Here is a 24436-nt window from a genome sequence, read left to right as displayed (position 1 = left end):
TTGCTTACTTTTTGCTTAAGTTGACACCAATGGGCAATGCCGTGCCCCTACACCTCGTGATGTAACGTTGTACTGCATCTGAATGGGAACCGCTAGAAGTGGATACTAGTAGTCTATCAAGTGTAAATTGATGTGTAATTAAGTTCGTAGTAAGGACTTTAGTCCTTATTTTCTAAGGATTAAAGTCCTTACTACAAACCCTTCATTACTGCCTAACTAGACAAAGTAGATGATGGGTTTTAACAGTATTAGACTTAAGTATAAATAATCAAGCAATCTTTAAGTGACATAATATATAAATTACCCACTATTGACTTTTGAAACTAGCGATGAAAAAACGGCTACAAATCCACAAAAAAGCTGACTCATCCGCTTATTCGTCAGAGCAGGATCAGTTGCGAGCGCATCTGTTAACTACTCACTCTCCCAAAAAGCCTCTTGTGCAGGCGAAAGTAGAGAATCAAAAATTTCAAGGGGAACAGTTTGAAGCAACCAAACTCCAAATCCAGGCGAAGTATGGCACCATAACCCCACAGGGACGGGAACGACTCACTGTATTGCAGACAAAAATGAATGAGTCGTTGCAGCAAAACAAAGAACACTCATCCCAGTTTGGTCACAACTTCAACAGAATGGCGATCAAACGTCCAAATAGTGAGTCCTCGCCACAAATTCAACCCTTTTCGGAACCACTAATACAGCCAAAACTCACTATCAGTCAACCCGGAGATCAGTATGAGCAAGAGGCGGATAGGGTAGCTAATTCTGTAGTTAATCAAATAAATATACCAACTCTGCAAAACCAGGATACACAGCAACCAAAACTATCAGCGAAGACTGAAGAAATATTAACAGCAGATAACTCAGCCGATAGAAAACAAAAATTTTTACAAGAATACTCTCTAGCGAAAACACTAGTAAATGGCATAGAAGAAACATTAGCAGAAGATAAAATTCTAGAACAACTTTTCAAAAACTTTGAGAATATCCAATTTAAATATACAATGGTGAGCAAGAGTCATGAAACTCTTTTAAAAGGCTCTCCCGAAGGTGACTGTCAGACATTAACACGCGCCTTTAAAAAAGTAGCAGAAGAGTATTTTGGCATCAAAAAAATAACAATTGAAAGTCTCCCTAAACCTTTTATTAGTGAAGGTGGGAAAACCCCATATCGAGGACAAGAGCCAAATTGTGATGATGGCAAACGATGGTTTTTCCAAAATCATTATTGGGCTGTCTGGAACGGAAAAGTTTACGATGTTTTATTCCTCAGTCAAAAGCGAGTAGAACCAGATAAGGCAAAACAGGATCGACCCCTGAGATCAATGCTAATGCCTGAACAAGAGTACTATGAGACAGAAAAAGGCAAAGTTGTATATCCATATCAAAATAAATATTCCACTGTAGAACTAGCTGTATTTGAGAAAGTAATCAACTTTGTCAAAAACTTAAATAGCTCATTATATAGAAATATCGATTCAATGATTAATAAAATCCGGTCTTTATTTACTAAAAGTGGAAGCAGCAACGATTTTGATTCTTTGTTGAGAGAACTTGAAAACGATAACAAGAATCAGGTGACATCAAACAATCAAAGTTAGTAATGGGAAACCTGAATTTATTCTCAAATAATTATTGATTTTAACCCGCAGATTTCCCACAAATTTTGCTAAGTAGTGGCTCTTGTTTCTCCCGAATGATTCAGGATTACTATCGGTTGTTTTATGATATCTTTATTTTTAGCTGGTCTGGAATTGTCAAAAACTTTTTGGGTTTTGAGGTTTCAACTTTGGGGTTTTCAGCCAATATTCTGATAAAGCTTCACACGATAAACCATCAGGAGGAAGGATTGGGTAAAATTAGCGATCGCATGATGCCCCAAAAGAAAGCAGCGACATCCAGTTTTTCCAATCCGTCGTTGCTCTTATCTAATATTCCGACGCTGGCGAACCCGGTACGCGGCTTTGGTTTACCTCCTGTGTCCAAAACGGCGACTCAAGAATCAATCAGCCTCCAAGAAGAACAGCCCGCCACTGAGCAACTATCAGAATCAGAAACTCGCCAAAAAGCGCCTTTGAGTCATGATATTAGCCGAATGTCATTGCGTTCACAATCAAGAATCAACTTCAGTTTCCCAACAGACCCTGATGAACAAGAAGCGGATTCGATGATGCCAAAGGTAATGCGCGTAGCTGTGCCAGAACCACTGACAGGGGTTGATGAATCCATAGCCCAAGACATATTACAGCCCAAATATGCAGCCCGCGAAGAAGAAGAAGAAGAAAAATTGCCAATGCAACCATTGCTGCAACGGGTAGCAAAGGACGGTGGCTTGGAAGTTGATAATCATCTGGAAAGTCAACTGACAAATACCAAGGGAGGGGGTAGCCCGTTAGCGGATGAAGTGCGGACTTATATGGAACCGCGATTTGGCAATGATTTTAGCCAAGTGCGGGTGCATACTGACAGTGCAGCAGTGCAGATGAACCGGGATTTGAGCGCTCAGGCTTTTACTCATGGTAGTGATATTTACTTTGGTGCGGGTAAAAATCCGGCGAAGGATGAGTTAACTGCTCACGAGCTGACTCATGTTGTACAGCAGACGGGAGGGAAGCAGCAAAATTCCCAAGTGCAGCGACGACTTCAGTCAGAGCCAAAATCTGAAGTATCTGATCAAATTTCGGCAGTTAGCTCAAATAAAGAATCGTTTAAACAGCCGCCAATGGATAAGCAAGAAGCTTTGGCGGACAAGGTTGCACAAGAACAATCTTCTAAGGGAACAGAGAAAGAGCAGCCCCAAGGCAAACAGGCTAATGGTAATGTCGATTCCAATAAGGCCGAAGAAAACAAAAATCAACCCCAACCTCAAAATCAGCCGCAAGTTGAGCAGGTTAACCCGCAACAAAGTGGAGGTGGAGGGACAAAGGCAAGTCAGTCTATGGGATCTCAGGGACAAGCTAATGAGGCTGTTGCTCAACAAGCCGCTCCTTTGAATGCAGAAGACCCCGGTCAAATTCTGGAACAGCTAAAAAATACACCGCCTACCCAAGCTTTCGCCACCTACACCCAAGCCGAAACCGCTTCCGCCCAAGCTTTAGACAATCAAAGGCAACAACTGCAAGCGACTATACCAGAAATCCCCGCGCCCACCGGCTTATCACCTCAAACGGCTGATGCAGCGCCAAAGAATTCAGCACCAGCAACACCACAATTGGGAGAGCCAGCTTCAGCACAAGGGCAAGTAAATCCTGTAGCCGATAGTGCCGGTGGTTTATCTGGTGCGATCGCCTCATCAAAATCTAGTCAAAATCCCGAAGGATCTAGCCAAGAGCCTGACATTAACGCAATTAGCACTAATGCAGGAGAGCGTCCGAAAGTAGATATGACTGGGGAAGCTGACCCATCACAAATGCATGGGGAGCAAGCGGAATCCCTTCAGCAGGTGCAAGCAGCTAAGGGGAAGGCGGCTAGTACCATTAGTCAGGATTTTGGTGAAAATAATATCTTCCCTAAAGCCAGCAATCAAACCCTCAAGGCGAATAAAGAATTATCTAAAGTTTCGCCATCTTCTGGTAAAGGTGGTGAAATACCCACCATTTCACCTGAAATTGTGGGCGGTTTAAATCAAGGTTTAACTCCATATTATCAAGCCAAAATTGCTCCCGAACAACAGAAATATCTCACAGGAAAACAGCAGTTTGAGGCTGACTCAGGCAATGCTAGACAAGATTCTAACCAAAAAATTACTAATTTTAATGAAGAAGCTAAACAAAAACAGTTAGAGCAACAAAAACAAAGTCAAGAAGAAGTTGCTCAAGCCCGGCAAAATTGGAAGTTGGAGTTAGATAATACAGAAAAAGATTATCAGGATAAAGCCGGAAAAGCAACTAAGGAACAGCAGCAGAAAATTGACGAAGAGAAAAGAAAAGGTGAGCAAGATGCTGACAAAAAACTAGCCGACGCAGAGCAAGAAGCGGCAGATCAAAAGAAAAAAGCTGAAGAAGACGCAGCCAAAGAGAAAGAAAAAGAAAAAGAAAAGGGAGAGAGAAAGTCCGGCTGGGACAAATTTTGGGGCGGGGTTAAAGATATTGGCAGTGCTATTGTTGAGGGCATTAAAAAAGTTGTTAATGCTATATATGACGGTTTACGCAAAGCAGTTAAAGCGATTTTTGATGCTGTAAAAACAGTAGTGACAGCTATCATTAATGCAGTTCGTACCATCATCGTGGGACTGATCAAAGCCTTTGGAGAAATTCTCAAAGGACTAGTACAGATAGTTTTTGCTGCCTTCCCAGAAATCTCGAAGAAATTCACCGATGCAATTGATAAGGCAGTTAATAAAGCTACAGAAATAGTCAATAGTGTAGCGGACTTTTTGCAGAAAGCTGTTTCTACTGTTCTGGATTTCTTGGCAACAACATTAGATAAGTTGCTAGGACTAGTTCAAGGTATTTATAACGCCGCTTTCACCATCATTGGGATGATTGTCAGAGGTGAATTTGGCGAATTAATCAAACGATTCGGCAACTTAATTGAAGGTGCCAAAGCAATGCCTGATCAGTTTGCGACAGCAGGATTAGAAGAACTGATGGGAGGCGGCGAACTTGACTTAGATAAACCCCTGGCACCAGAAGAACTCGCCCAAGCCAAACAAGCCGGGGTGAGTATCCCTGGTATGGGAGGTGAAAATACCCCAGAAACTGGTGAAGCTGGAGAAATGCCTAAGGCACCTTGGAGTGAAGAAAATGTTGGGGTGGATGCAGTTGAAGACAATATGGAGCTTTCCCCAGAAATCGCTGAAGAACTGATGCAGCAAAGCAATGGTGAAGGCGAGGTGATGCTTGCAGAGTCTCAGGAAGAAAGCCGCTCGATGGATGCAATTGTCTCTGAAACTGGAGAAAAGCAGGTAGGAGGACAAGAACAACAAGAGATTCCCGATGATGGACTATCGCCACAACAGCGAGCCAGCATTAAATGGGAGTTGATGAAAGATGGAATTAAGCAGTGGTTCTCTAAAAACTGGCCGACTTTACTTGTTGCATTGATCGCAGCATCTGCGGTTATTATAGCTGCGATCGTTGCTACTGGTGGTGCAATTTTGGCAGCACTGCCAATACTTATGGAAATTTTGACTGTAGTGTTTGCCGCAGATACCATAGCCAAAATTGGTGGATATTTGAGCGATTATCTCTCTAAATCTTGGGAAGGGAATATCCAAGGTGGCGGTAAGAGTTTGGCGAAAGCATTAGCAGCTGGAGCTATTGAACTTGCCATGTTGTTAACTTTTGAGGCTGGAAAAGCCGCTAGCAAAGGTGTCAAAGCGGTAGCGAAGGGTGCAGCTAAGGTTGCTAGAAAAGCTTCTCGTGCAGTCATTAAGGGTATTAAATATATTATCAAGAAAGGTAAGGTTCTCTTCAAGGGTATTGCTCGTTCGGGAGTTGGCAAACAGTTTAAGAAACTCGGCGATTTGGGTAAAGCGCTGTTGGATCGGATGCGGTTTAAGGGGTTCCGAATTCGGGTAGCTAACGGCTGGTTCCGACTAGAAGGTTTAATTAATCCTTGGGTGCTAATTGCTGAAGGGAAAATTCAGCCAGTTAAGCAAGGTACAGAAAATGCTGTAGAAGTTACTGAAGATGCTCTCGAAAAGCTCAATAAATTTATGGGGCAACGCGGCAACCTTAAAGATCCGGATGCCATTAAATTCTTTGACCAAAAATATAACGCCATAGTGGGCGATGCAACCAATCCCAAAAAAATTGATGCTTTTGAACGTTACCTTAATGCTACTGCAAAAAAACAAGGTGACGATTTACAAAAGGGTTTGTTAGAAGAATACAAAAAAGTTAACAAGCCTCCTGAAGTTAAAGCTCCTCATGGAAAAGGGGTTTCCGAACTACCAAGGCTACGTCAAGAAGCCGAAAATTTAAAACGGGACATTAAGACTTGGTTAGAGACAGAACCTGATATTAACCGAGTAGAACGAATTATTAAGACGATTGACAGAGATTTAAAAGGCCCGATGACAAAGATGGAACAAGGGACATTAGAGGCTACTATAGAGCGTATTGAAGGCTTTAACAATAATCTTAAAGGTGCTAGAAGTGAGTTTGAACAGGCAAGAACAGCACCGCCTGGTACAGAAATTGGTGTCCATAAGACATTTGAAGGTAAAAAGATTGAGATTGATCAAATACGTCCTGATGGAACATGGGTCAATGTTAAGAACTATGAACTGTTTGGGAAAGAAAGTAAAAAATTTACGGAATTAGAGAAACAGGCACAAATGAATTTGCGTGCGGCTCAAGCCAACCCTCTTCCGAATGGTAAGATACCAACAATTCTTTTTGATTTCGGTGAGAAAGGTGTAACAACTGAAGTTGCAGAGGCGCTTAGAGCTATCAACGTAAATGTTACTGGAAGAGAGATACCTTGGCAGCAATAACAATTAAGTACATATAATTATGTTTTTTAAAACCTTAGTAGCAGCTTTCTTTATTGAGCATGGAAGTAATAATTTTTCATTAGAACAGTTACTGACGCTGGCTGAAATGAAAAATCTACAATACTTGAGTGAAGATGAAAAGCTAGGATTAGGTATACATGATCCAAGCCTGGAAGTGATTTATGGAGAATGGGGCGCATTTGAAGATGCTTGGGCAAGGCTTGATAGAATTGAGTATCACAACTGCTTACAGATTTATTTTTCCATGAACCACTTTCTTGATCTAATTCCTGAGCTACCAGATGATCAAAACCTACCTTTGAAAGAAGATCCGTTATTGCCATTGGCATACACTTTCCGCAATGCCTGTGAAAAATTACAAGCAGAAGTTGCTTTTGTAGATACTCATGCTCACTATGGCGATGAAGCTTGGGAAAACAAGCAAGGTAATCGGGATTGGATTATTAACTACTACTGGATGCTCCTAGAATCAAACGTCAATGCGCTAGCTGATGAACGATTTGGACTTCTCTATTTGAATGAGTACATGAATCAACTCTGGGACTCAAATCCAGTCCGTGACGATCGCGACATCATACCCCTCTCTCAAGGACGTTTAGCGTTTGCTGGACGAGGATCTGCACGGTGGTTGTAATTTTAGAGAAAAATATTGGTAGTTGTTTTGAAGTAATATTCTAGAATCTACTAAGACTTACACATTGCTTAAAAATATATCTGGCTAAATTTTTGCTCGTAGTATAAATCCCAAAATTCGAGTTACTTATGTGATTAGATACATGGAATTAAAGACTAAATCTTTTCAGTTAAACACCGAATTAACATTATCCGAATCCTCAGAATCGCCGTTAACAATTCGCGCAGTAACTCTTGCACTAACTAAGGATGTCCATAAAGTTATCGAGTGTCGTCTCACTTTCCAAGTTAGCCCAGAACTTTACCAGCGCATCGACACCGAAGCTTTATTCAACCTCAAACCAGAAATTCGTACTCCCCTATCTGGTGGAAGCTTTCAACCCTCACCCGACATCCAAATCGAGGCTATTCTCGACTCTGATTTATTACCACAACTGGCAAAAAATGCGAAAACCTCTAACCAAGTAGCAGCCTATCTTCAAAAGTTAAGTAAAGAACAGCCCAATCACCCCTTATTATCGCCCTACAGTTGGTATGGGCTGCAAGTTAAACAGCAACAGGAAAAAGGTGAAACAGGCTATTCTACTGTTTGGGCATATCTCAAACCCTCTGATATTAGCCAAGATGGTATTGATGGCAAAAAGCTCAATGATGCAATGTTTGATTTTGCTAAAGAATGGGCTAATAGTAATCAATCAGCAAGTTCTGATGATGTGATTTCTCAAACAGTTGAGAATATGACACAAACTTTTACAGAATTGATGAATAATATCTCAGAAAATACTGAAAAAGTTGTTTCTGAAACTCTTGAAGAAATAGTTACTGCTTTTGAAGAATTAGCAGAAGGTATTTCTGAGATAACTGAGGAAATTACTTCTGAAGCAAATATTTTTGAGACAATAGTAAAATTCTTTAAAGAAGAAGATTGGCAATTCCAGCAAATTTCAGGAGAGCAAACTTTACGCCTCGCCTACCAAGGAAAAAACGGGAAATGGAACTGTTATGCTAAAGCCAGAGAGCAAAAGCAGCAAATGGTATTTTACTCGATTTGCCCCATCGTAGCGCCAGAAATTAAGCGGGGTGATGTAGCAGAATTCATGACTAGAGCTAATTATGGTTTAATTATTGGGAACTTTGAACTAGACTTTGCAGACGGGGAAATTCGCTTTAAAACCAGTATTGATGTAGAAGGGGACAATCTCACCTCAGCCCTAATCAAAGGTTTGGTTTATGCCAATATAACGATGATGGATGAATATCTACCTGGAATTATCGCTGTGATTGAGAGTAAGGTGTCTCCAGCAGAAGCGATCGCACAAATTGAGAGCTAAAATTGAGAGCTAATTTAATTATAGTGCTGATGGTGCGATCGCCTCCCGATACTTTATGTCTCAAATAGCACCTTCACCACTGCCCGGAATTATCCTCTTGTTGCAAACCGATCAACTGTCGCCGCTTCCAAGCATAGTGAAGAATATTAATTCCTAATTCTTGAGCTGTACGAATAGTCAATCTGGGTAACGTGAAATCTCTATCCAGTCCCCAAGCAGTTGCTAAATCTCCAATTGCTAAAATAACTCCTCCACCAATTAACAGTTTTATCTGCTGTTGATTAACCATTGGCAAGGCAGCAAATAAGAAAGGTTTTGTCCTTAAAGGATGACTCCGTTGCAATTCTTCTAAAGGTCTTAAAGGACTTTCTAACTGTTGTGCCAATGCTTGAGTACTCTCAATTAAAGCATTAGCATTTGTTGGCGCATCAACTAGAAGCACACCACCTAAATTTAAGTATCTTTTTAGGGATTCAAATTCGAGACTATTTAAAGAAATTGCCTGTCCACCTGTTAGATAAAGTATGTCATAGTCTTGGATATTTTCTCCTAAAGAAACCTGACCTGGTTCATCAGCCCCTCGCAAACTAGGGTATAAGGGTTCTACTGCTTGTAACAAATAGGAAAGGCTGAAAAAATTCCGCGCACATTCAGGATCACTATGATTAGCCTGTGCCATACATACAAGTGCTTGGGGACGCATTTGTGCTTGACGGCGATAACGCAAATCAATATTGTTATATCCAGGAAAGAAAGCATCCGCAGGTTGGGTAATTTCTGTATGTCCCGGTTGTAAAAGTATGCGGCATATTTCTATTTCTGAACTACCTGGTGTAGAGTTTATTTGGTCAATTCGATAAGTCTCTTGAACAATATCTCTTTGCTGTCCGCGCCGCAATTCATCAGGGTCTACATAGCTAACTACTAAGTAGATCATGAGCGGTTCAGAACTTGCTACTTCTAGATCAATGGGAAAATCATAAGCAGTCGGTATAACAATTAGATTACCTGCTAAATCAATTGCAATACCTGGTTGAATTTGTACCCAACGTCCATCTCGATATCTAGCTTCAACTTGGCTTGGCGCAGTCACATCTCTAACGCCTAAACCACAGACTATCCCTGGTTGGTTTAAACTTTGATATTGAGTATTTTGCCGATTACGGTGGTAATCATGGGCTGTGCGCCAGCGTTCCGCATTAATTAGTAACCCGTCTGCGGCTTGTAGCCGTTCAAGAGATTTGATTGGTGGGGGTGGGAAAGGATGGGACATCGCAATTTTGGATTTTGGATTTTAGATTTTGGATTAGATGTAGGGTGTGTTATGCCAAAGGCTAACGCACCTTTAATTATTGATGGTGCGTTACGCAAAGCGATAACGCACCCTACTTGTATCAATTAAGTACAAGAAAGAAAAACGAACCGCAAAGGACGCAAAGGACACAAAGGAAAGAAAGAAAGTTAAAAGGGTTTGGTGTAACCTCGCAAAAAAATGGTATTAATTAGGAATTATTTAATTAGTGGGATTCTCGATAGATAATTCGTAAGTGCAGAAAGCGGGTTTTTCTTGTTCGATGATTCTTTGGATAAGTTGTTCGTTGATGATGCCACTAGAAATGTTTGAACGCAAACGCACGATAAAATGATATGGTTGTCCACCTGCTAAAACGGCATTTCCAATTTGTGCGTCTCCGATAATGAAACTTGGGCCAAAAGGCTCTGTGATACTAATATGTTTATCAGCTTCATTAGTTAAATCCTCATCTAGCGGTAAACCAGTATAAAGATGTAAGTAGAGACGCAATCCTTTACGAGTTCCCCGCCAGCGATAAAGTTCTACGGCTCGACGAATTAAACGCCGTTGTTGCTGGAGATCCCAAACGGAATCTACTTGCCAAGCAACCCAATGAGCCATAAAGGGTAGTAGTGCTTGGGGTGCTGTCAAGGGATCGAGGTTTGCCCACATGACGTTATAACTATCAACTATTGGTTGAAATGCTTGCTCAAATATCTTCATGAAGCGACCAATAAAGTCTACTTCCCGATATAAAATTGGCAAGAATTGCATATAGGCGGTGTAGGGACGGATATATAAATCGAAATACTCGCTTCTGTGGATTTGTTCGTTATCTGTGCCTGTGTCTATATGTAGAGTAACTAAGCTGCGAAAATTGAGCGTTAGTCTATCTTTTTTTTCAGGGGAAATTTCTTCTTGGTCTTCAAAAAATGTGTCGGGAATTAAGAAGTAGAGAACAGCATCCATTTGTCCACGAGGCGGTATCTCACTGCCTTCTGTGCCAATCTGACACCACTGGGGCGGGAAGTTTCCTTCAACGCTTAAGCTTACCCGCAAAGGATGTTGTTCTAAGTTTTGCACTTGCACAATCATCTCGCTTGGGTGTCCAGGATGCAAGAGTAAAGTCCGTCCTGCTACATCCATACCCGCGTTTGCAAATGCTAAACCTGCCACAGGTAAAGCTTCGGGAATTTGCATTGGCGTTAATTGAATGCTTACAGCTGGACTAGAGCGACTTTGAACCATAGGATTGGGGATTGGGGATTGGGGACTAATGAGTAATGAGTAATGAGTAATGACTAATGACTAATGAGTAATGAGTAATGAGTAATGAGTAATGAGTAATGAGTAATGAGTAATGAGTAATGACTAATGAGTAATGACTAATGACTAATCAGCGATTAATGATCTGGATGTCGTGACTTGAACGCAGATTTGTATCAGCCCAAGAACATATTAAACCTTCCGATCCTGGGTCAATTAATTGTTCTGGTGATGGTTGTCGGCGCCAATTTTCTCCTTGCTTGCGGATGGGAAATAGCAGGACGGGGCCTAAATGACGCACGCCTGGGGTTTGTTGCAGTAAGGCTACAATATCGGATGTATAAACGGGTCGTCCAAATGGCCAACCTTTGCCCTCGATTCCTCCAGTTAAGGGATTCAAGTATTTATACAGTAATACCCTTAAATTCCGGCGAATTTCTTCTCTGGCAAAAGGGTTGTTGTATGCTGGCTCTAAAGCAACTTCTGTCTGTACAGATACACCGACATAATTCGGTTCTTGTAAGTCTATTTGTACTCCTAATAAGCGTCTTTCATCTAAGTAACTCAAGATTTGCTCTTGCAGTGCATTGCTGAGGGCAAATTGTTCTGGTGCCATGCCATCGCCTTGAGCGATCGCATCTGTATTTGCAAAGGGTACTATCAGTAAACTAACTATACCAGCTTGTCTGCGAGAATTTGCTGGCAAACATCGGACGCGAGCGATCGCACCTGCACCGGCCTGTTGAGCTAAAACTTCAAAATCTTCGGCAGTGACGGCGCGATCGCGTGTGCGGAGGATGCGGGGAGCCTTCATTACAGCTTGTTCCAGTGATTCGGCATCGGCACCATTGATTGCTGATACCCGATTGACCACACTCGCAATGTATGGATATGCAGACTTCAAAAACTGGATTGCCCCAGTTTGAACATTCCCTTGTCTACCACCGCCTGTACGATAAGCAACCATTTTTATCTCGGAACCACGGGGAGGAATCGCCCCATATTGGTGTTCAGACTGGTTATTTTCTAGGGTATTAAATTGTACAGATGTGTCATCTAATGATGGTTGCTGAATTCGCGATCGCATTTGGGTATGCTGTTTAAGTTGGCTAGGTTCCCGAATTAGCGGCCCAAATTGGATCGTACCAGTGATGGAATCGATGGTGTAATGAAAGTTATGCGGCCCAGAATCAGCAAAATCTCTCACCTCAATCCACTTTTGAGGCAATCCCCCACTGGGGGTAACTAAAATATACTCATTTTCTCGGCGTTCTAAAATTGGGGAAGTTTGTAACTGGAAACTCTGACCGGGTGTACCATCACTAATTCCCAATCGCTCATCTTGAATCAGCGTACTATGACTAGCCCTAACAGTACCGCCAATTGACCGCACTGCTAAACCAATAATTCGTGGCGGACGATTATAACCAGATTCATTGGCTTCTGTGGAAATAAAGCTACAGCGTAACCAGCGACCCCGGTATGAGGTAAAGTTAGCCACAGGCCAAACTTGCGGTAGATGCAAACGTACCTCTGCACCTTGAGATGGGTTTCCACCCTGTTGGGCGATTTCATAAAAACTGAAGCCACGAGTCTTATCATCTGACTCTTGTAATAAAACTCGTTGCCAATTTTCTCCATCCCAAGCTTCCCACTTCCGGGGCGGTTGATTGGGGTTAATTCCAGCAGGGGTAGCCGCAGCCCCTTGGAAAATAATTTCTAAAACATTACCATCTAAAGGATCATCAGAAGCGATCGCTAAATAAAAGCAGTTACCGGGCTGGGGTTCCTCTTCAAATATCGGTTGTTCATTACCTGTCCAGTAACCGTTAGATTGACGAGTCCATGAAGTTGTGACTCTTTCGCGCAGAGATTGGGGAATATCTTCGGTAGTTTGGGCAGTTAATAAGTGTTGGATGCGGGGTTTGCCGATAATTAGCGGAGCATCTGTACTAAAGGTAATCGCTTCTGTGGTTTCAGTGCGGATAGTTGAAGCTTCTAATCCGGCTGGAACCGTGTAGGCTTCAGGTAGTGCAGCGCTTAAATAAAAAGTTAATTCCGTGCGGGCTGGGGCGGGAGGCTGGAGACGAATACCCAGTAATTCTAAGAAAGCGACATAATTTTTTCGAGGTACTTGGTTAAATCTGAGCAACATCTGGTCAGTTAACCAAGCAAATAACTCAATTAGCGTAATTCCTGGGTCACTGAGGTTGTGGTCTGTCCATTCTGGACAGTAGCGAGGAATACGCATAATACATTCTTCCACTAAATCGTCGAAGGCGCGATCGTCTAAGTTGGAAGAAGGTAATTTCGGTAAAAAATCAAAGTTCACGATTCCTCCCCAGCTGAAACCAAATAATAAGGATAAACAAAACTATAAATATTGGGACTATCTTTGAGTCGATAATTGATGATGATGTCTACTCTGCCACGCACAGGGTCAGCATCAGTAATAATTTCATCGATTGTAATGCGTGGTTCCCAAACTTCTAAAGCTTCCAAGACATAAAGACGGATTCGCAGTAGGGTATCGCTATTCAAAGGTGCAAACGCCAGTTCCGACAAGCGCGAACCAAAGGTAGGTCGATAAACCCGCTCACCTACTCCCGTGCGGAGGATAATCCAAATAGATTCTTTAACTTTTTGATCTTCATGGCTAAGTTGTATCCCACCTTGCACACTTAAATGCAGTGGATAAGCCCAACCTTTTCCCAAATAGGCTCGTTCACGACCATAAACCATATCTGGCACTTAGACAGTTTTTACATGGATATCTTCAAAGATATCGGCACAGAAGGTTTAAGCCTATTCGCCAAAGGTCGAGGTTGAGGAGGCGGGGTGCAGGGGGCAGGGGGCAGGGGGCAGGGAGATGATGGATAATTAGCGTTTTATGAGCCAGGGGAATGGATTGTTGATTATGATTACTAGAATGCCTAAAACTCGGTTGTAATTTCCATAAAGTTCTCTACCTGTATCAACATCTAAATAACTACACTTGACAGCAAATTTTAACCAAGTCTGAGTCTCTGCTGCCTCTGCTTCCGAATCATTTAACTTAGCTACAAAAGCAGCTTCATATCGACGTTTTCTCCATGCCTCCGCCAGATTTGCACATACAGAACGTGACGATCTACGAATTTGGTGAAGCAGCGCGGTCTTGGGGGTTTCCCCCATGAGCGACTGCTGAACCCGGAGGGTCGGTCAACGAATATCTCTCTTCTACAGGAAACTTCTTGGATAGTTCAAATATTTTCATGGCTGTATCAAATGCCATTTTGTATACTTCCAAGTCTTCATGACTTTTAATTGGTTCTTTTTCCATTCCCCTGCCCCCTGCCCCCTGCCTCTCCAATCAGCCGCCAATCAAAACAGTAAAATCACCTTTGGTAATTTTATTCGGTGGCCCTAAAGCTTCTAAAATGGTGTCGCCCATCCGAGAAGCCGGTAGGTTGTTAATCAGCACAGTCTGACTACCGTCAATCACAACCCCAGGGCCGTGGGGAGGTATGGGTAAAGGTGTGAGGCAATTATGAATATCAGCACCGAGAGCAGCAGCTGCGATCGCACTACCCATAGTAGCTGCTGATGTGGCCTTTGTAGTTTGTTCTGCGGCTAAAGCAGCAGGTGCCCCCGGTGTACCCGCCGCCGCCTTGGTAGCAGTCTCAGCCACTTGAATAGCTACATCAGAAATTTGTTTGGCGGATTGCAAAGCTGGTACTGCGGCTGCAAGCACACCTCGCCACGCAGGTAAAGACCCAATCAACACATTGGGACTACCCGGACCTCCTGTTAAAACTGGCGGTAAGGGATGCGCCACATTGTCAGTAATTCTTGCTGCTGCTTTACCCATGACAACCTCCGATAGTGTTTTTAATTAGGGACTGACAAATAAAAAAATACTCAACTACTTCTTGTGGGGTGGGCAACATGAGCGCCCATATACAAGGGCGGGCGAGACGCCCACCCCACAAGATTGGGTAATTTATTTGTTGGAAGTCCCTTACCAAACTTGAAAAAAGCCTAATTAAGGCGAATCATCGCACCTTTAACTGTAATCACGCCGTTGGCTGTAATATCTATATTGCCGGCAGCATCTAATGACATATTACCTGTTGATTTCACTGAAACAGATTGACCCATGTCGTCCATTTTGATTTTATGACCGCCTGTGGTTTCAATTTCTATACAGCGATCGCTATCATTGAGATATATTTTGTGACCCCCTGTAGTTTCTACGCGAATACCTTTTTTACTACTTCCTTTATCCTCTTCGACAAACTGGAGAGTATGACCCACACGAGTCTTAATGGTGCGTAATCTGACACCGCTTGTAACTGAGTCATCCACGCTTTCCGGTGGTGCATCCTTACCGTTCCATACCCCGCCAATGACGTAGGGACGGTGGATATCGCCATGCTCAAAACCTACCAAAACTTCATCGTTTACCTCTGGTAAACAGTCAAAACCTCTGTTGGGGCCTGCTCCCAAAGCGACAACTCTCGCCCAGTCACTTTCATGTTCTTCTGTCATTGTGGGAAACTTGACCTTGACTCTACCCCATTTCTGTGGATCTTTGTTATTAGTCACAATTCCTACTAATAAAGTCTCAGATGGCTGTAGGCGTTTTTCTGGAGATAGAGTTGTGAATAAGTTACCAGAACGTAGTCCCCGGACGCTGAAATCAGTTTCATAAACCCGCCCACTGAAGAAATGGCGTGTTTCTGTAACATAATACTTCCCATTATAGCGATCGCCCATACCCTTAAGAGTCACAACTCTTCCTGGACGAATCTCAGGATTCCCTACTGCTTTGGCATCTGCATAAACAAATTCTCCTCCCAATTCATCACATAAAGCCTGAGCCATAGCCTTTGCTTGATTTTCACTGGCAACAGGTTTATCTACAACAATCATTTTGGGAGACTTAAGATTAGAAAATGCAGTACTGGTACTACTTCCTAGTTGATTACCTGTCTCGGTTACTTGCTTCTCTTTATTAGCTGTTTGGCTAATCAATTTTTTATTAGTATAGTCCCAGGCACGTACTTCTACAGAACTCACCTGTTCAGCACTGGTGACGCGGCTACTAAATTTACTAATATCATCTAGCCATTCTAATGCTAGAGATTTCTCAATTTTTGGTTTGCAAAAATTGATTTTTTCCTCTGTAACAAATAGTTCAAAACCATTACGCGCTGCCCTTTCCCGCAAAAACTCCATATTAGTTTGGTTTTCTTGGAAGACATACTTATTAACTTCGCCTGTTGAGTCGATATCACCAGTTCGTATACCTACTTCTTGAACTATTTTTTTAACTATATCGCTATCAGTTTCATTCAAAAAAGAGCGATTATAACGACCTCTGTGAAGACGATGGGAAATATCATAACCGCGAACAATGATATCAGCTTCAGACTTTTCATTAAAGTGAACTTCCATCGCTGTAATTTCGCCTTCAATCAGGAAATCTCCTACCTCATCTTGAAAATTATTATCTAGAGTAGTACTGGAAGTAAAACCCAACTTAACTTTTTTACCAATCTTAAACAACTGCTCATATCGCCAAGGCTTGTTTTCTGATCGAGCAGATGTGGGAATATAGCTATTATGTATTACTAGCGTAAACATTGCTGGTAAATGAAGGCTTTCTTCGATTGTGATTTGCAACAAATCCTTGATTAATTCAGGAGAAGCCGGTTGTCCATCTATCTGGATTTTAGGTTCGCTTAAATAAAGGCTTTTTTTAGTCATAAGTTACTAATCTATAAATTTAAATTAAAGTTTGTAGTCAGGACTTTAGTCCTAATAATCCTTGCTTGTAGGGATGAATAGCTCACTAAAAATTTAAATTTGTTTTTTACAGCCTTTTATCTTCCTGACGAGCGTCGCCTTTAGATGCAGATTCACGTCCTCCAGGAAGGTTATTTTTATCTACTTCTTGCAAGGCTATATCTACCAGTGCCCTAACTGGTGTACCATCACTCATAAACATATTTAAAGTATAAGTTAAACTCGTAATTACACAATAAAAATATTCACTTCCCCATGTAAATATATAAACTGGTGGACGTTTATCAGTTGTTGTATTGATAGTTTCTACACCTTTTTTAATGTTGTCTATATACTTCTTCATCACCGATTCTTTAGTTTCATAAGTATCATATAGTAACTGTTTAAGTGTAAACTTGTAAGGCTCAACACCAGAAAAGTTTACCTTAGGAAGTAGAGTCGTTCCTCTATTACCGTCCTTACTTTCCCATTTAACAGTTCGAGCGAAACTAATATCTGTAGGATTAAACATTAATTCGATATCTGGCGCTTCACCGTTATAAGCTACAAGTTTGGCTTTTTCAAGTTGTGGTTGACGTTTTTGAATAACAATAATTGCTGGAGTTGCCATGTGAGTATTTCTCCTAAAAATTAATTATTGAATGGTGATTTACCAAGATAATCGACCTGAGGAACCGCCATGACGTTCTCGCTCAATTTCTATCCGTTGTCGTAATCTATGATAAATTTCACGAGCTAGAGCTTCCAAATCAGCCGGATCATCTTTGTGATTTCCTTGAGAAGATAAAGATGCGCTCTCTATCGTCTCAGTTACCGGTTGTATTTCTCTAGATATATCCGGTGGGGTAACTTCTCCTCCATCAGCAAAACCTCTAAATGAAGGAAGGTGTTTCGCAAAAACTTGTGGCGATTCGGAAGCATGAGAAAACTCAGAATTTTGGCTATTAGATTCCCCGCCACTAAAGTTAAAGTTAGTGAATTCATCATTATTTCCATTTAGTAAATCTTCCACACTTGACCATTGAGAAGGTGTGTTTGACCATTGGGAAGGTGTATTATTGGTAGGATTTACTTTTCGGAAAATCATCGGAGGCGATGAGTATTGAGGTGAGGGTTCATCCACACCAATAGTTTCGTTTTGCAGAGGATTAAGCTGTGGAGAATTGAGTATCGAAAGCTTTTGTCTACTAATATTCAACCCCAAAGAAGAAGGAATTAAAGAATTAGATATCTGAGGTGAGTCAGTCTCAGCGCTTTTTAGCTGCAATGAAGTGTCAGGAAAAGAATCGACTTTAGTCGGAGTTTCTGGAGAAGTTGTTTCTTCTGGTTCTGTGGCATTGGGTGTCTGTAAACTGGGAAGGATAATATCTTGCGGTGTTCCACCAGTATTGATGTGATGTAGTAGAGGTAAATGCTTCTGTGCATCTCTGGTATTAATCACAAACTCCCCAGGCGTAAGCATTGCTGGTACTGTATCCGAGGGTGCTATCTGCTGGCGAATTTCAACGCGGGAGTCTGTTACTTGACCACCAGTAGCATAACCTTTAAGTGCTGGCAAATTTTCTGCGATCGCATTTTGCTCAACTTCAGGTGGCGTGCTTACCTCATTTTGTGGGGAAGTTGGATTTTCTGAAGTATCAACAAAGGTTGACATTTCAGGATTTGTTACCACAGGGAAAAATTCTGATTCCACCGTTGGTTCATTGTCAATAATTTCCCTGAAAATACTTGCAGTTTCGCCAATCTCAGGTGATGTGGTGCGAAGTGGTTCTTCAATAATCTCAGGTGATGTGGCTCTAACTACTGGTAATTCATCAATCTCAGATGATGTGGTGGGAACTGGTTCTTCAATAATCTCAGATGATGTGGCTCTAACTATTGGTAATTCATCAATCTCAGGCGATATCGCTCTAACTACTGGTAATTCATCAATCTCAGGCGATGTAGTGGGAAATGGTTCTTCAATAATCTCAGATGATGTGGCTCTAACTATTGGTAATTCATCAATCTCAGGTGATGGAAGTGGTTCTTCAACAATCTCAGATGATGTGGCTCTAATTACTGGTAATTCATCAATCTCAGGTGATATCGCTCTAACTACTGGTAATTCATCAATTTCAGGCGATGTGGTGGGAACTGGTTCTTCAATAATCTCAGATGATGTGGTTCTAATTACTGGTAATTCATCAATCTCAGGTGATGGAAGTGGTTCTTCAACAATCTCAGATGATGTGGCTCTAACTACTGGTAATTCATCAATTTCAGGTGATATCGCTCTAACTATTGGTAATTCATCAATCTCAGGTGATATCGCTCTAACTATTGGTAATTCATCAATCTCAGGTGACGTAGCGGGAAGTAGTGCTTCATCAATCTCAGATGATGTGGCGGTAACATCAACTGAAGTAGGTGTTAACTGAACAGGCGCAATGGCTGGAGGCTCACTCGTGACACTGGAGCCAATTTCTTGTTGTATTTTAATAGCGCTTTTTGCAACTGAAGACTCAGAATTACGTACAGTAACGTCCGCCTCTACGGTATTTTCATCATCTGCTAAAGGATGGAGTATTGTAGGTGCTTCATCAACATCGTCTAAGGTAAATGCTGAGGAAAAACCTGCATTTTCTAGAAAATTATCAGCAACACCATTAACTGTGACAAAATCATTTGTGGTGCTTTCTGATATTAAGTTTGCTCCAACATCTTTAATTGCCTCAAAACTACTATTTGTCTGTGATAAGTTTTCTGTCGGCGATGGAGAGTTTAAGCTTGGCGATGCCTTTTTAGCTTGGATTAAATTTGTTGGAGAAGCAGTGGTTTGATTATCAACTATCGAAGGAGCAAGAGAAGTTTCGATATTCTGTTTTGATGGTGTTGGGCTGACTGGGATATCTGATATATTAAATGATTCTAATACTTCAGCAACTACTTGTTGTTCATTATTGGGAATAATTGACTGGGTAAATATTTCCTCATTATTAGGCTCAGTAAATTCTCCAAGTGAGGTTCCTGGCAATTCACTTGTGTTTTCATCTAATTCATTTTCTTCTTGTAATTGCGAAATACTTTCTCTTCCAGACAACTCGGCACTAGGCAAACTAGATGATAATTCAGATTCTGCTAGTTCATCGTTAGCAATATTCCTAAACAAAGTCGATTCATCTTCAAGAATAGGCGAAGTGGATGCCGTTATCCCAGATATTATAGTACTAATAGAATCATCACTAATTAGATGATTGTCTGAAGCAATATCAAGTTGTAAATTAGGATTTTCTAACCTAGCTTTAACGGACAAAGGCTCATCTGATGCTAATAAGTTATCTCCATTTAAATTAAAATTAACATTGGTTTGATCAACATTCTTAACTGCTGATGATTTGGCTGCTTTTTTAGTCTTAGATTTCGGCTTTGACTTTTTTTCTGTTGGCTGTTGAGATTTATTTGTTTTTTTTGATTTAGATTTACCTTTAATATTTAGTTCTGATGATGTATCGTTACTCGTATTGTTCTCAATGCGAGTTGGCATTATCTCTGGAGTACTGTCTTTTACTGATTTATTAATATTACTATTTTCTGCTGGAGCTTCCAAAGAATCAAACTCAAATAATGGAAACTCATTGTTTATATTTATATCCTGAGTATCCCAACCTATTAAGGGTTGAATTGATGCTTCATATTTACGAGACAAGAAAAATTTTGAGGATGTGGCTAATGGTATTTTATTTTGTATAAAAGGTGAATTGAGAAAGTTAGACTCCTTTCTCAATACCATGTTGTGAGAATTAGATAAAGATGATCTAATCCCAAGAGGATGAATATTGTTTCCTAATAAAGGTTGAATAATTTGCATATAGTTGAATAATCACCAATTAGCTAGAAACAAAATACCCTGTTTTTTGATTTCGTTGTACAGAAATGCCTCCTCCTGTAGCTCTTGCAACTTGTAAACCTTCATAAGCTAAAGTTAATTCTTCAATGCCAACTGCCTTTCCATCTGCTTGGAGTGCAGGTGTTTTCCAGGTTATAGGAATAGCACCAATCAAAGTCCAACTCATCATGGTTTCGCCAGCTTGATTGAAAATCAAAATATTTACATTGCGTCGAGATGTTTTCTTTTGTTCATCAAAAACTGCATTGATCCAGTTCCAAAAACCAGGATGATCGGTAACTCCACGTTTAAGAGTTACGTCTGCAAATTCTGTATGACCTAAATAAATTCTTTGCTGGTCGTTGACACCACCTTCCTGAAAAACATTTTTCTTAATTTGCACACTTAATGCTGAACATTCTGCGAAAGATGCAGCAATAGAACTGTCTATCTCAACGTAGAAACGATTAGTAGTGACATAATTTAATTCGTGAGTAATGTTGCCATTATTAGCGCCTGTAGCCATCACAACCACCTTTGGGAACTATAATTACCTGTCCTTTCTCGCTGCGATCGCAAATCTTCAAGCAAGAGTTTATACACGCGTTCTGTAAGCTGGTTCATCAGCATTGAGTCGTTGAGGTATTTACTTGCCGTTTTAGCCGTCTTGTTAGCATCAGACATCGCCGAAACCCCAGCATAGCCAGCAGTCCCGCCAACATCTCCATCAAAGTTGAAAGAAGTTTTTTGCTGATTTGAGTCCATAAATAAAAAAACTCTCCTAGAATCCAGGCTAAAGCTAGTGCATCAGAATCAAAAGTAGCCAAAAGTCGAACTTAGTTTTTGCCTGGATTTAGACTTTTGAGTAATTGTGTTATGAGTGCGATCGCAGTACCCTAGATGTAAGTAACACCAAAAATATTTATTTAGCTACGGCTTGGGCATCTGGAGAAGAAAATGAGAGAATATGTCAGTCGGGAGAAAAAAACAACTACTACAGGCTTCTCAATTCCATCCCTGAAACACCCGATACCTGGCTTTGGTTTGAAGTCGTCGGCAATTTCACGCCAAGCGGTTCCTGGTATACAACCACTTCATAAACCAGTTACTCACGATATCAGTCGCATACCACTGCGTACCCAAGCAAAACTCTCAATTAGCCAGCCTGGAGACATTTACGAACAAGAAGCCGATAGTGTAGCACAACAGGTAATGCAAAGAATGGCGCAGCCTGTAAATAGTAAGTCTATCCAACGAGAAGAAGCGCCAGAGGAAGAAGAAGAATTGCAAATGAAACCTCTGAACATTAGCACATTGCAACGAGAAGCGTTGCCAGAGGAAGAAGAAGAATTACAAATGAAGCCTCTGGACATTAGCACATTGCAACGAGAAGCATTGCCAGAGGAAGAAGAAGAATTGCAAATGAAACCTCTGAACATTAGCACATTGCAACGAGAAGCGTTGCCAGAGGAAGAAGAAGAATTACAAATGAAGCCTCTGGACATTAGCACATTGCAACGAGAAGCATTGCCAGAGGAAGAAGAAGAATTGCAGATGAAACCTCTGGACATTAGCACATTGCAACGAGAAGCGTTGCCAGAGGAAGAAGAAGAATTGCAAATGAAGTCTCTGGACAATAGCACATTGCAACGGGAGGCATTGCCAGAGGAAGAAGAAGAATTGCAAATGAAGTCTCTGGACAATAGCACATTGCAACGGGAGGCATTGCCAGAGGAAGAGGAAGAAGAATTGCAAATGAAATCTCTGGACAATAGCACATTGCAACGAGAAGCATTGCCAGAGGAAGAGGAAGAATTGCAAATGAAGTCGATGGTGCAGCGTCAGTCTAAGGCTGGGATGGCTGCTGCGCCAGACTTGGAAGCGTCCATTAACCAAGCGCGGGGGGGTGGAGTGGCGATCGCAGACAACATCCGCGAACCGATGGAACAGGCGTTTGGCGCTGATTTCAGTGGGGTGAAGGTTCACACCGATGGTCAATCTGACCAGTTGAATCGGTCAATTCAGGCGCGTGCTTTCACGACGGGACAAGATGTGTTCTTTCGGCAGGGGGAATATAATCCTGGGAGTCGCGGCGGGCAGGAGTTGTTGGCGCATGAGTTGACCCATGTGGTGCAGCAAAAAGGCAATCATATGCAACGAATGACTAATGAAAATGAAAGTACAGACCCGGTGGAAGTCGGGAGTATCGAGGATTTATCAACGGTGATTACGGAGATTATGACGGAGAAGGGATGGGATGGAAGCAACTATGGCGAGGAGTGGCAGTGTAATACGATCTCCGACTTGCTATGCAAGAAAGTGGTTGGATGTGAGGCGGTTAATAGTCAAAGCCATGTGTTAGTAAGAGGTGGAACGATACCAGGCGGCGACCGAGATGGGAATACGAGGGGACTAAGATATTGGTTTTTTGAAGAATACCACGCATATGTACGTGTTGGAGAATTAGGGTTATACGATCCAACATTTAACAGACGAATTGAGGAGGGCGACGTAATTACGGGTGTTAAAGAAGATGGGAAGACGGCTACCGAGATAGAGTTTGAATATTTTAGGTTTGGAGAGATGTGTGGCACATATACGGAAGAAAACGATTTGTTTATGTACAAATCTTTGGAGGATCTCTCTCAAGCGGTGGAAGACCCAACAACGGCTGTCGGAAAATATTGGAATGATGACTCTGAATCCGAGTCCGAAGCGGGAAGTGCGATCGCCTGATATTGTAGAGTGCGATCGCAGATCTTGTAGGGTGCATTAACGAAGTGTAACGCACCTTATTGTTGCTAATATTCGGTGTGTTACGCCGCGATCGCTAACACACCCTACGTTTATCATGGTGCGATCGTCGATCTTGTAGCGACTGTCTTAATAGTGCGATCGCCTGATCTTGTAGCGTGCATTAATGAAATGTAACGCACCATCTATTGATTTACCAATGAGCTATTATTAACCGTGATCGTTGATCTTTTAAAACCATGCGGGTGATTAGTCGGAGGACTTTGCGAGAATTTTGGGAAAAGCACTCAACAGCGAGAAATAGCCTATTATTATGGTATGAGAGAATCGGTAAATCTGACCTTGAGAACTTTGCTCAATTGTGTCAACTGTTTGCCTCGGCTGATGTGGTTAAGAACTTCACCGTTTTTAATATTGGTGGCAATAATTATCGCTTAATTACTTACATTGACTATCAAGCACAGATCATTTTTATTCGTGCCGTTTTAACTCACGCAGATTACGACAAAGAGAACTGGCAAAATGACAACTGGTTTAACAACTCCTAGCCCTTATTACCTTAATTTAATCACAGAATTTGCCCCTCGTCCTATTACCAATGAGGCAGAATTTATGGAAACTCAACAAAGAATTAACTCAATAATAGATCAAAAAAATCTTAACCAAGATGATCGAGATTATCTCAGGGTATTAGGAATATTAGTGTATGATTATGAAGAAAAAAATGAACCTTTTCCTAAATTAACCGATAGCGAATTATTAAAAACATTAATGGACGAGTATAATCTGAAAACACAAGATTTATTAGGCATATTTGAGCAAGAAAAAATAATTTTAGACATATTAAACGGAAAACGTACCTTAACTTCTCAAGAAGCTTTTAAAGTGCGATCATTGATCTTGTAGTGCGTAGGCGCAGCCCAACCCAGGCATCGCCAATCTTGTAGAGTGTGAAGTGCGAAGTGCGATCGCTGATATTGTAAGTAAGTCGGCGCAATAAAAGCAAACTGTATGAAGAAAAATCGCTCTTGTCAGGT

General features: G+C 41.4%; 17 protein-coding genes and 1 pseudogene. 7 read left to right on the top strand and 11 right to left on the bottom strand.

Annotated elements, in window-relative coordinates; all coding sequences use genetic code 11:
- Nucleotides 1–329: 329 nt before the first annotated feature.
- The 4 genes from V7K50_RS19885 (at nucleotide 330) to V7K50_RS19870 (ending at nucleotide 8427) form a co-directional block, all read left to right on the top strand.
- Complete coding sequence (locus V7K50_RS19885; RefSeq protein WP_334962975.1) at nucleotides 330–1601, top strand: hypothetical protein; 1272 nt, start codon at nucleotides 330–332, stop codon at nucleotides 1599–1601.
- Between the two features lie 95 nt (nucleotides 1602–1696).
- The gene (locus tag V7K50_RS19880; protein ID WP_334962973.1) at nucleotides 1697–6442 is read left to right on the top strand and encodes an eCIS core domain-containing protein; all 4746 of its coding nucleotides are present in this window, start codon (nucleotides 1697–1699) and stop codon (nucleotides 6440–6442) included.
- A gap of 19 nt (nucleotides 6443–6461) precedes the next feature.
- Entirely contained in the window at nucleotides 6462–7097 is a 636-nt protein-coding gene (locus V7K50_RS19875) for a hypothetical protein (RefSeq protein ID WP_334962971.1), read from the top strand.
- A gap of 142 nt (nucleotides 7098–7239) precedes the next feature.
- On the top strand, nucleotides 7240–8427 hold the full coding sequence (locus tag V7K50_RS19870; protein ID WP_334962969.1) for a YbjN domain-containing protein: 1188 nt from the start codon (nucleotides 7240–7242) through the stop codon (nucleotides 8425–8427).
- 73 nt (nucleotides 8428–8500) lie between these two features.
- Here the strand turns inward: V7K50_RS19870 and V7K50_RS19865 are convergent, their stop codons facing one another.
- From V7K50_RS19865 to V7K50_RS19815, 11 genes and pseudogenes are all read right to left on the bottom strand, one after another.
- Complete coding sequence (locus tag V7K50_RS19865; RefSeq protein ID WP_334962967.1) at nucleotides 8501–9700, bottom strand: DUF4159 domain-containing protein; 1200 nt, start codon at nucleotides 9698–9700, stop codon at nucleotides 8501–8503.
- A 240-nt stretch (nucleotides 9701–9940) separates the two neighbouring features.
- Complete coding sequence (locus V7K50_RS19860) at nucleotides 9941–10969, bottom strand: phage tail protein (protein WP_334962965.1); 1029 nt, start codon at nucleotides 10967–10969, stop codon at nucleotides 9941–9943.
- Between the two features lie 148 nt (nucleotides 10970–11117).
- Entirely contained in the window at nucleotides 11118–13319 is a 2202-nt protein-coding gene (locus V7K50_RS19855; protein WP_334962963.1) for a putative baseplate assembly protein, read from the bottom strand.
- Nucleotides 13316–13729 carry a GPW/gp25 family protein gene (locus V7K50_RS19850; protein ID WP_334802797.1) on the bottom strand — a complete coding sequence of 138 codons (414 nt, stop codon included), beginning with the start codon at nucleotides 13727–13729 and terminating at the stop codon, nucleotides 13316–13318. Before V7K50_RS19850 ends, V7K50_RS19855 begins: the two co-directional genes overlap by 4 nt.
- A 138-nt stretch (nucleotides 13730–13867) precedes the next feature.
- Nucleotides 13868–14309 (bottom strand): annotated as a pseudogene (locus V7K50_RS19845) (four helix bundle protein).
- Between the two features lie 30 nt (nucleotides 14310–14339).
- Complete coding sequence (locus V7K50_RS19840; RefSeq protein ID WP_334962961.1) at nucleotides 14340–14837, bottom strand: PAAR domain-containing protein; 498 nt, start codon at nucleotides 14835–14837, stop codon at nucleotides 14340–14342.
- A 170-nt stretch (nucleotides 14838–15007) separates the two neighbouring features.
- Entirely contained in the window at nucleotides 15008–16738 is a 1731-nt protein-coding gene (locus V7K50_RS19835) for a VgrG-related protein (RefSeq protein WP_334962959.1), read from the bottom strand.
- Nucleotides 16739–16844: 106 nt separating this feature from the next.
- The gene (locus V7K50_RS19830; protein ID WP_334962957.1) at nucleotides 16845–17387 is read right to left on the bottom strand and encodes a CIS tube protein; all 543 of its coding nucleotides are present in this window, start codon (nucleotides 17385–17387) and stop codon (nucleotides 16845–16847) included.
- Between the two features lie 39 nt (nucleotides 17388–17426).
- Entirely contained in the window at nucleotides 17427–20465 is a 3039-nt protein-coding gene (locus V7K50_RS19825; protein WP_334962956.1) for a hypothetical protein, read from the bottom strand.
- Between the two features lie 181 nt (nucleotides 20466–20646).
- Nucleotides 20647–21171, bottom strand: a complete 525-nt coding sequence (locus tag V7K50_RS19820; protein ID WP_334962954.1) for a phage tail protein — start codon at nucleotides 21169–21171, stop codon at nucleotides 20647–20649.
- On the bottom strand, nucleotides 21171–21410 hold the full coding sequence (locus V7K50_RS19815) for a hypothetical protein (protein ID WP_334962952.1): 240 nt from the start codon (nucleotides 21408–21410) through the stop codon (nucleotides 21171–21173). Before V7K50_RS19815 ends, V7K50_RS19820 begins: the two co-directional genes overlap by 1 nt.
- A 192-nt stretch (nucleotides 21411–21602) precedes the next feature.
- On the opposite strand from V7K50_RS19815, the gene V7K50_RS19810 reads away from it, so the two are divergent.
- The 3 genes from V7K50_RS19810 to V7K50_RS19800 all read left to right on the top strand — a co-directional run bounded on the left by V7K50_RS19810 (nucleotide 21603) and on the right by V7K50_RS19800 (nucleotide 24305).
- Nucleotides 21603–23381: an eCIS core domain-containing protein gene (locus V7K50_RS19810; protein ID WP_334962950.1), complete on the top strand. Its 1779-nt coding sequence runs from the start codon at nucleotides 21603–21605 to the stop codon at nucleotides 23379–23381.
- A gap of 257 nt (nucleotides 23382–23638) precedes the next feature.
- A complete protein-coding gene (locus V7K50_RS19805) occupies nucleotides 23639–23947 on the top strand; it encodes a type II toxin-antitoxin system HigB family toxin (RefSeq protein WP_334962948.1) in 309 nt (102 codons plus the stop codon).
- Nucleotides 23922–24305, top strand: a complete 384-nt coding sequence (locus V7K50_RS19800) for a helix-turn-helix domain-containing protein (protein ID WP_334962946.1) — start codon at nucleotides 23922–23924, stop codon at nucleotides 24303–24305. Before V7K50_RS19805 ends, V7K50_RS19800 begins: the two co-directional genes overlap by 26 nt.
- The last annotated feature ends 131 nt before the right edge of the window (nucleotides 24306–24436 follow it).

Source organism: Nostoc sp., from assembly GCF_036917135.1.
Taxonomy (GTDB): Bacteria; Cyanobacteriota; Cyanobacteriia; order Cyanobacteriales; family Nostocaceae; genus Nostoc.
The sequence above is the reverse complement of the archived record's forward strand: the minus strand, read 5'-3'. Positions and strand labels throughout refer to the sequence as shown.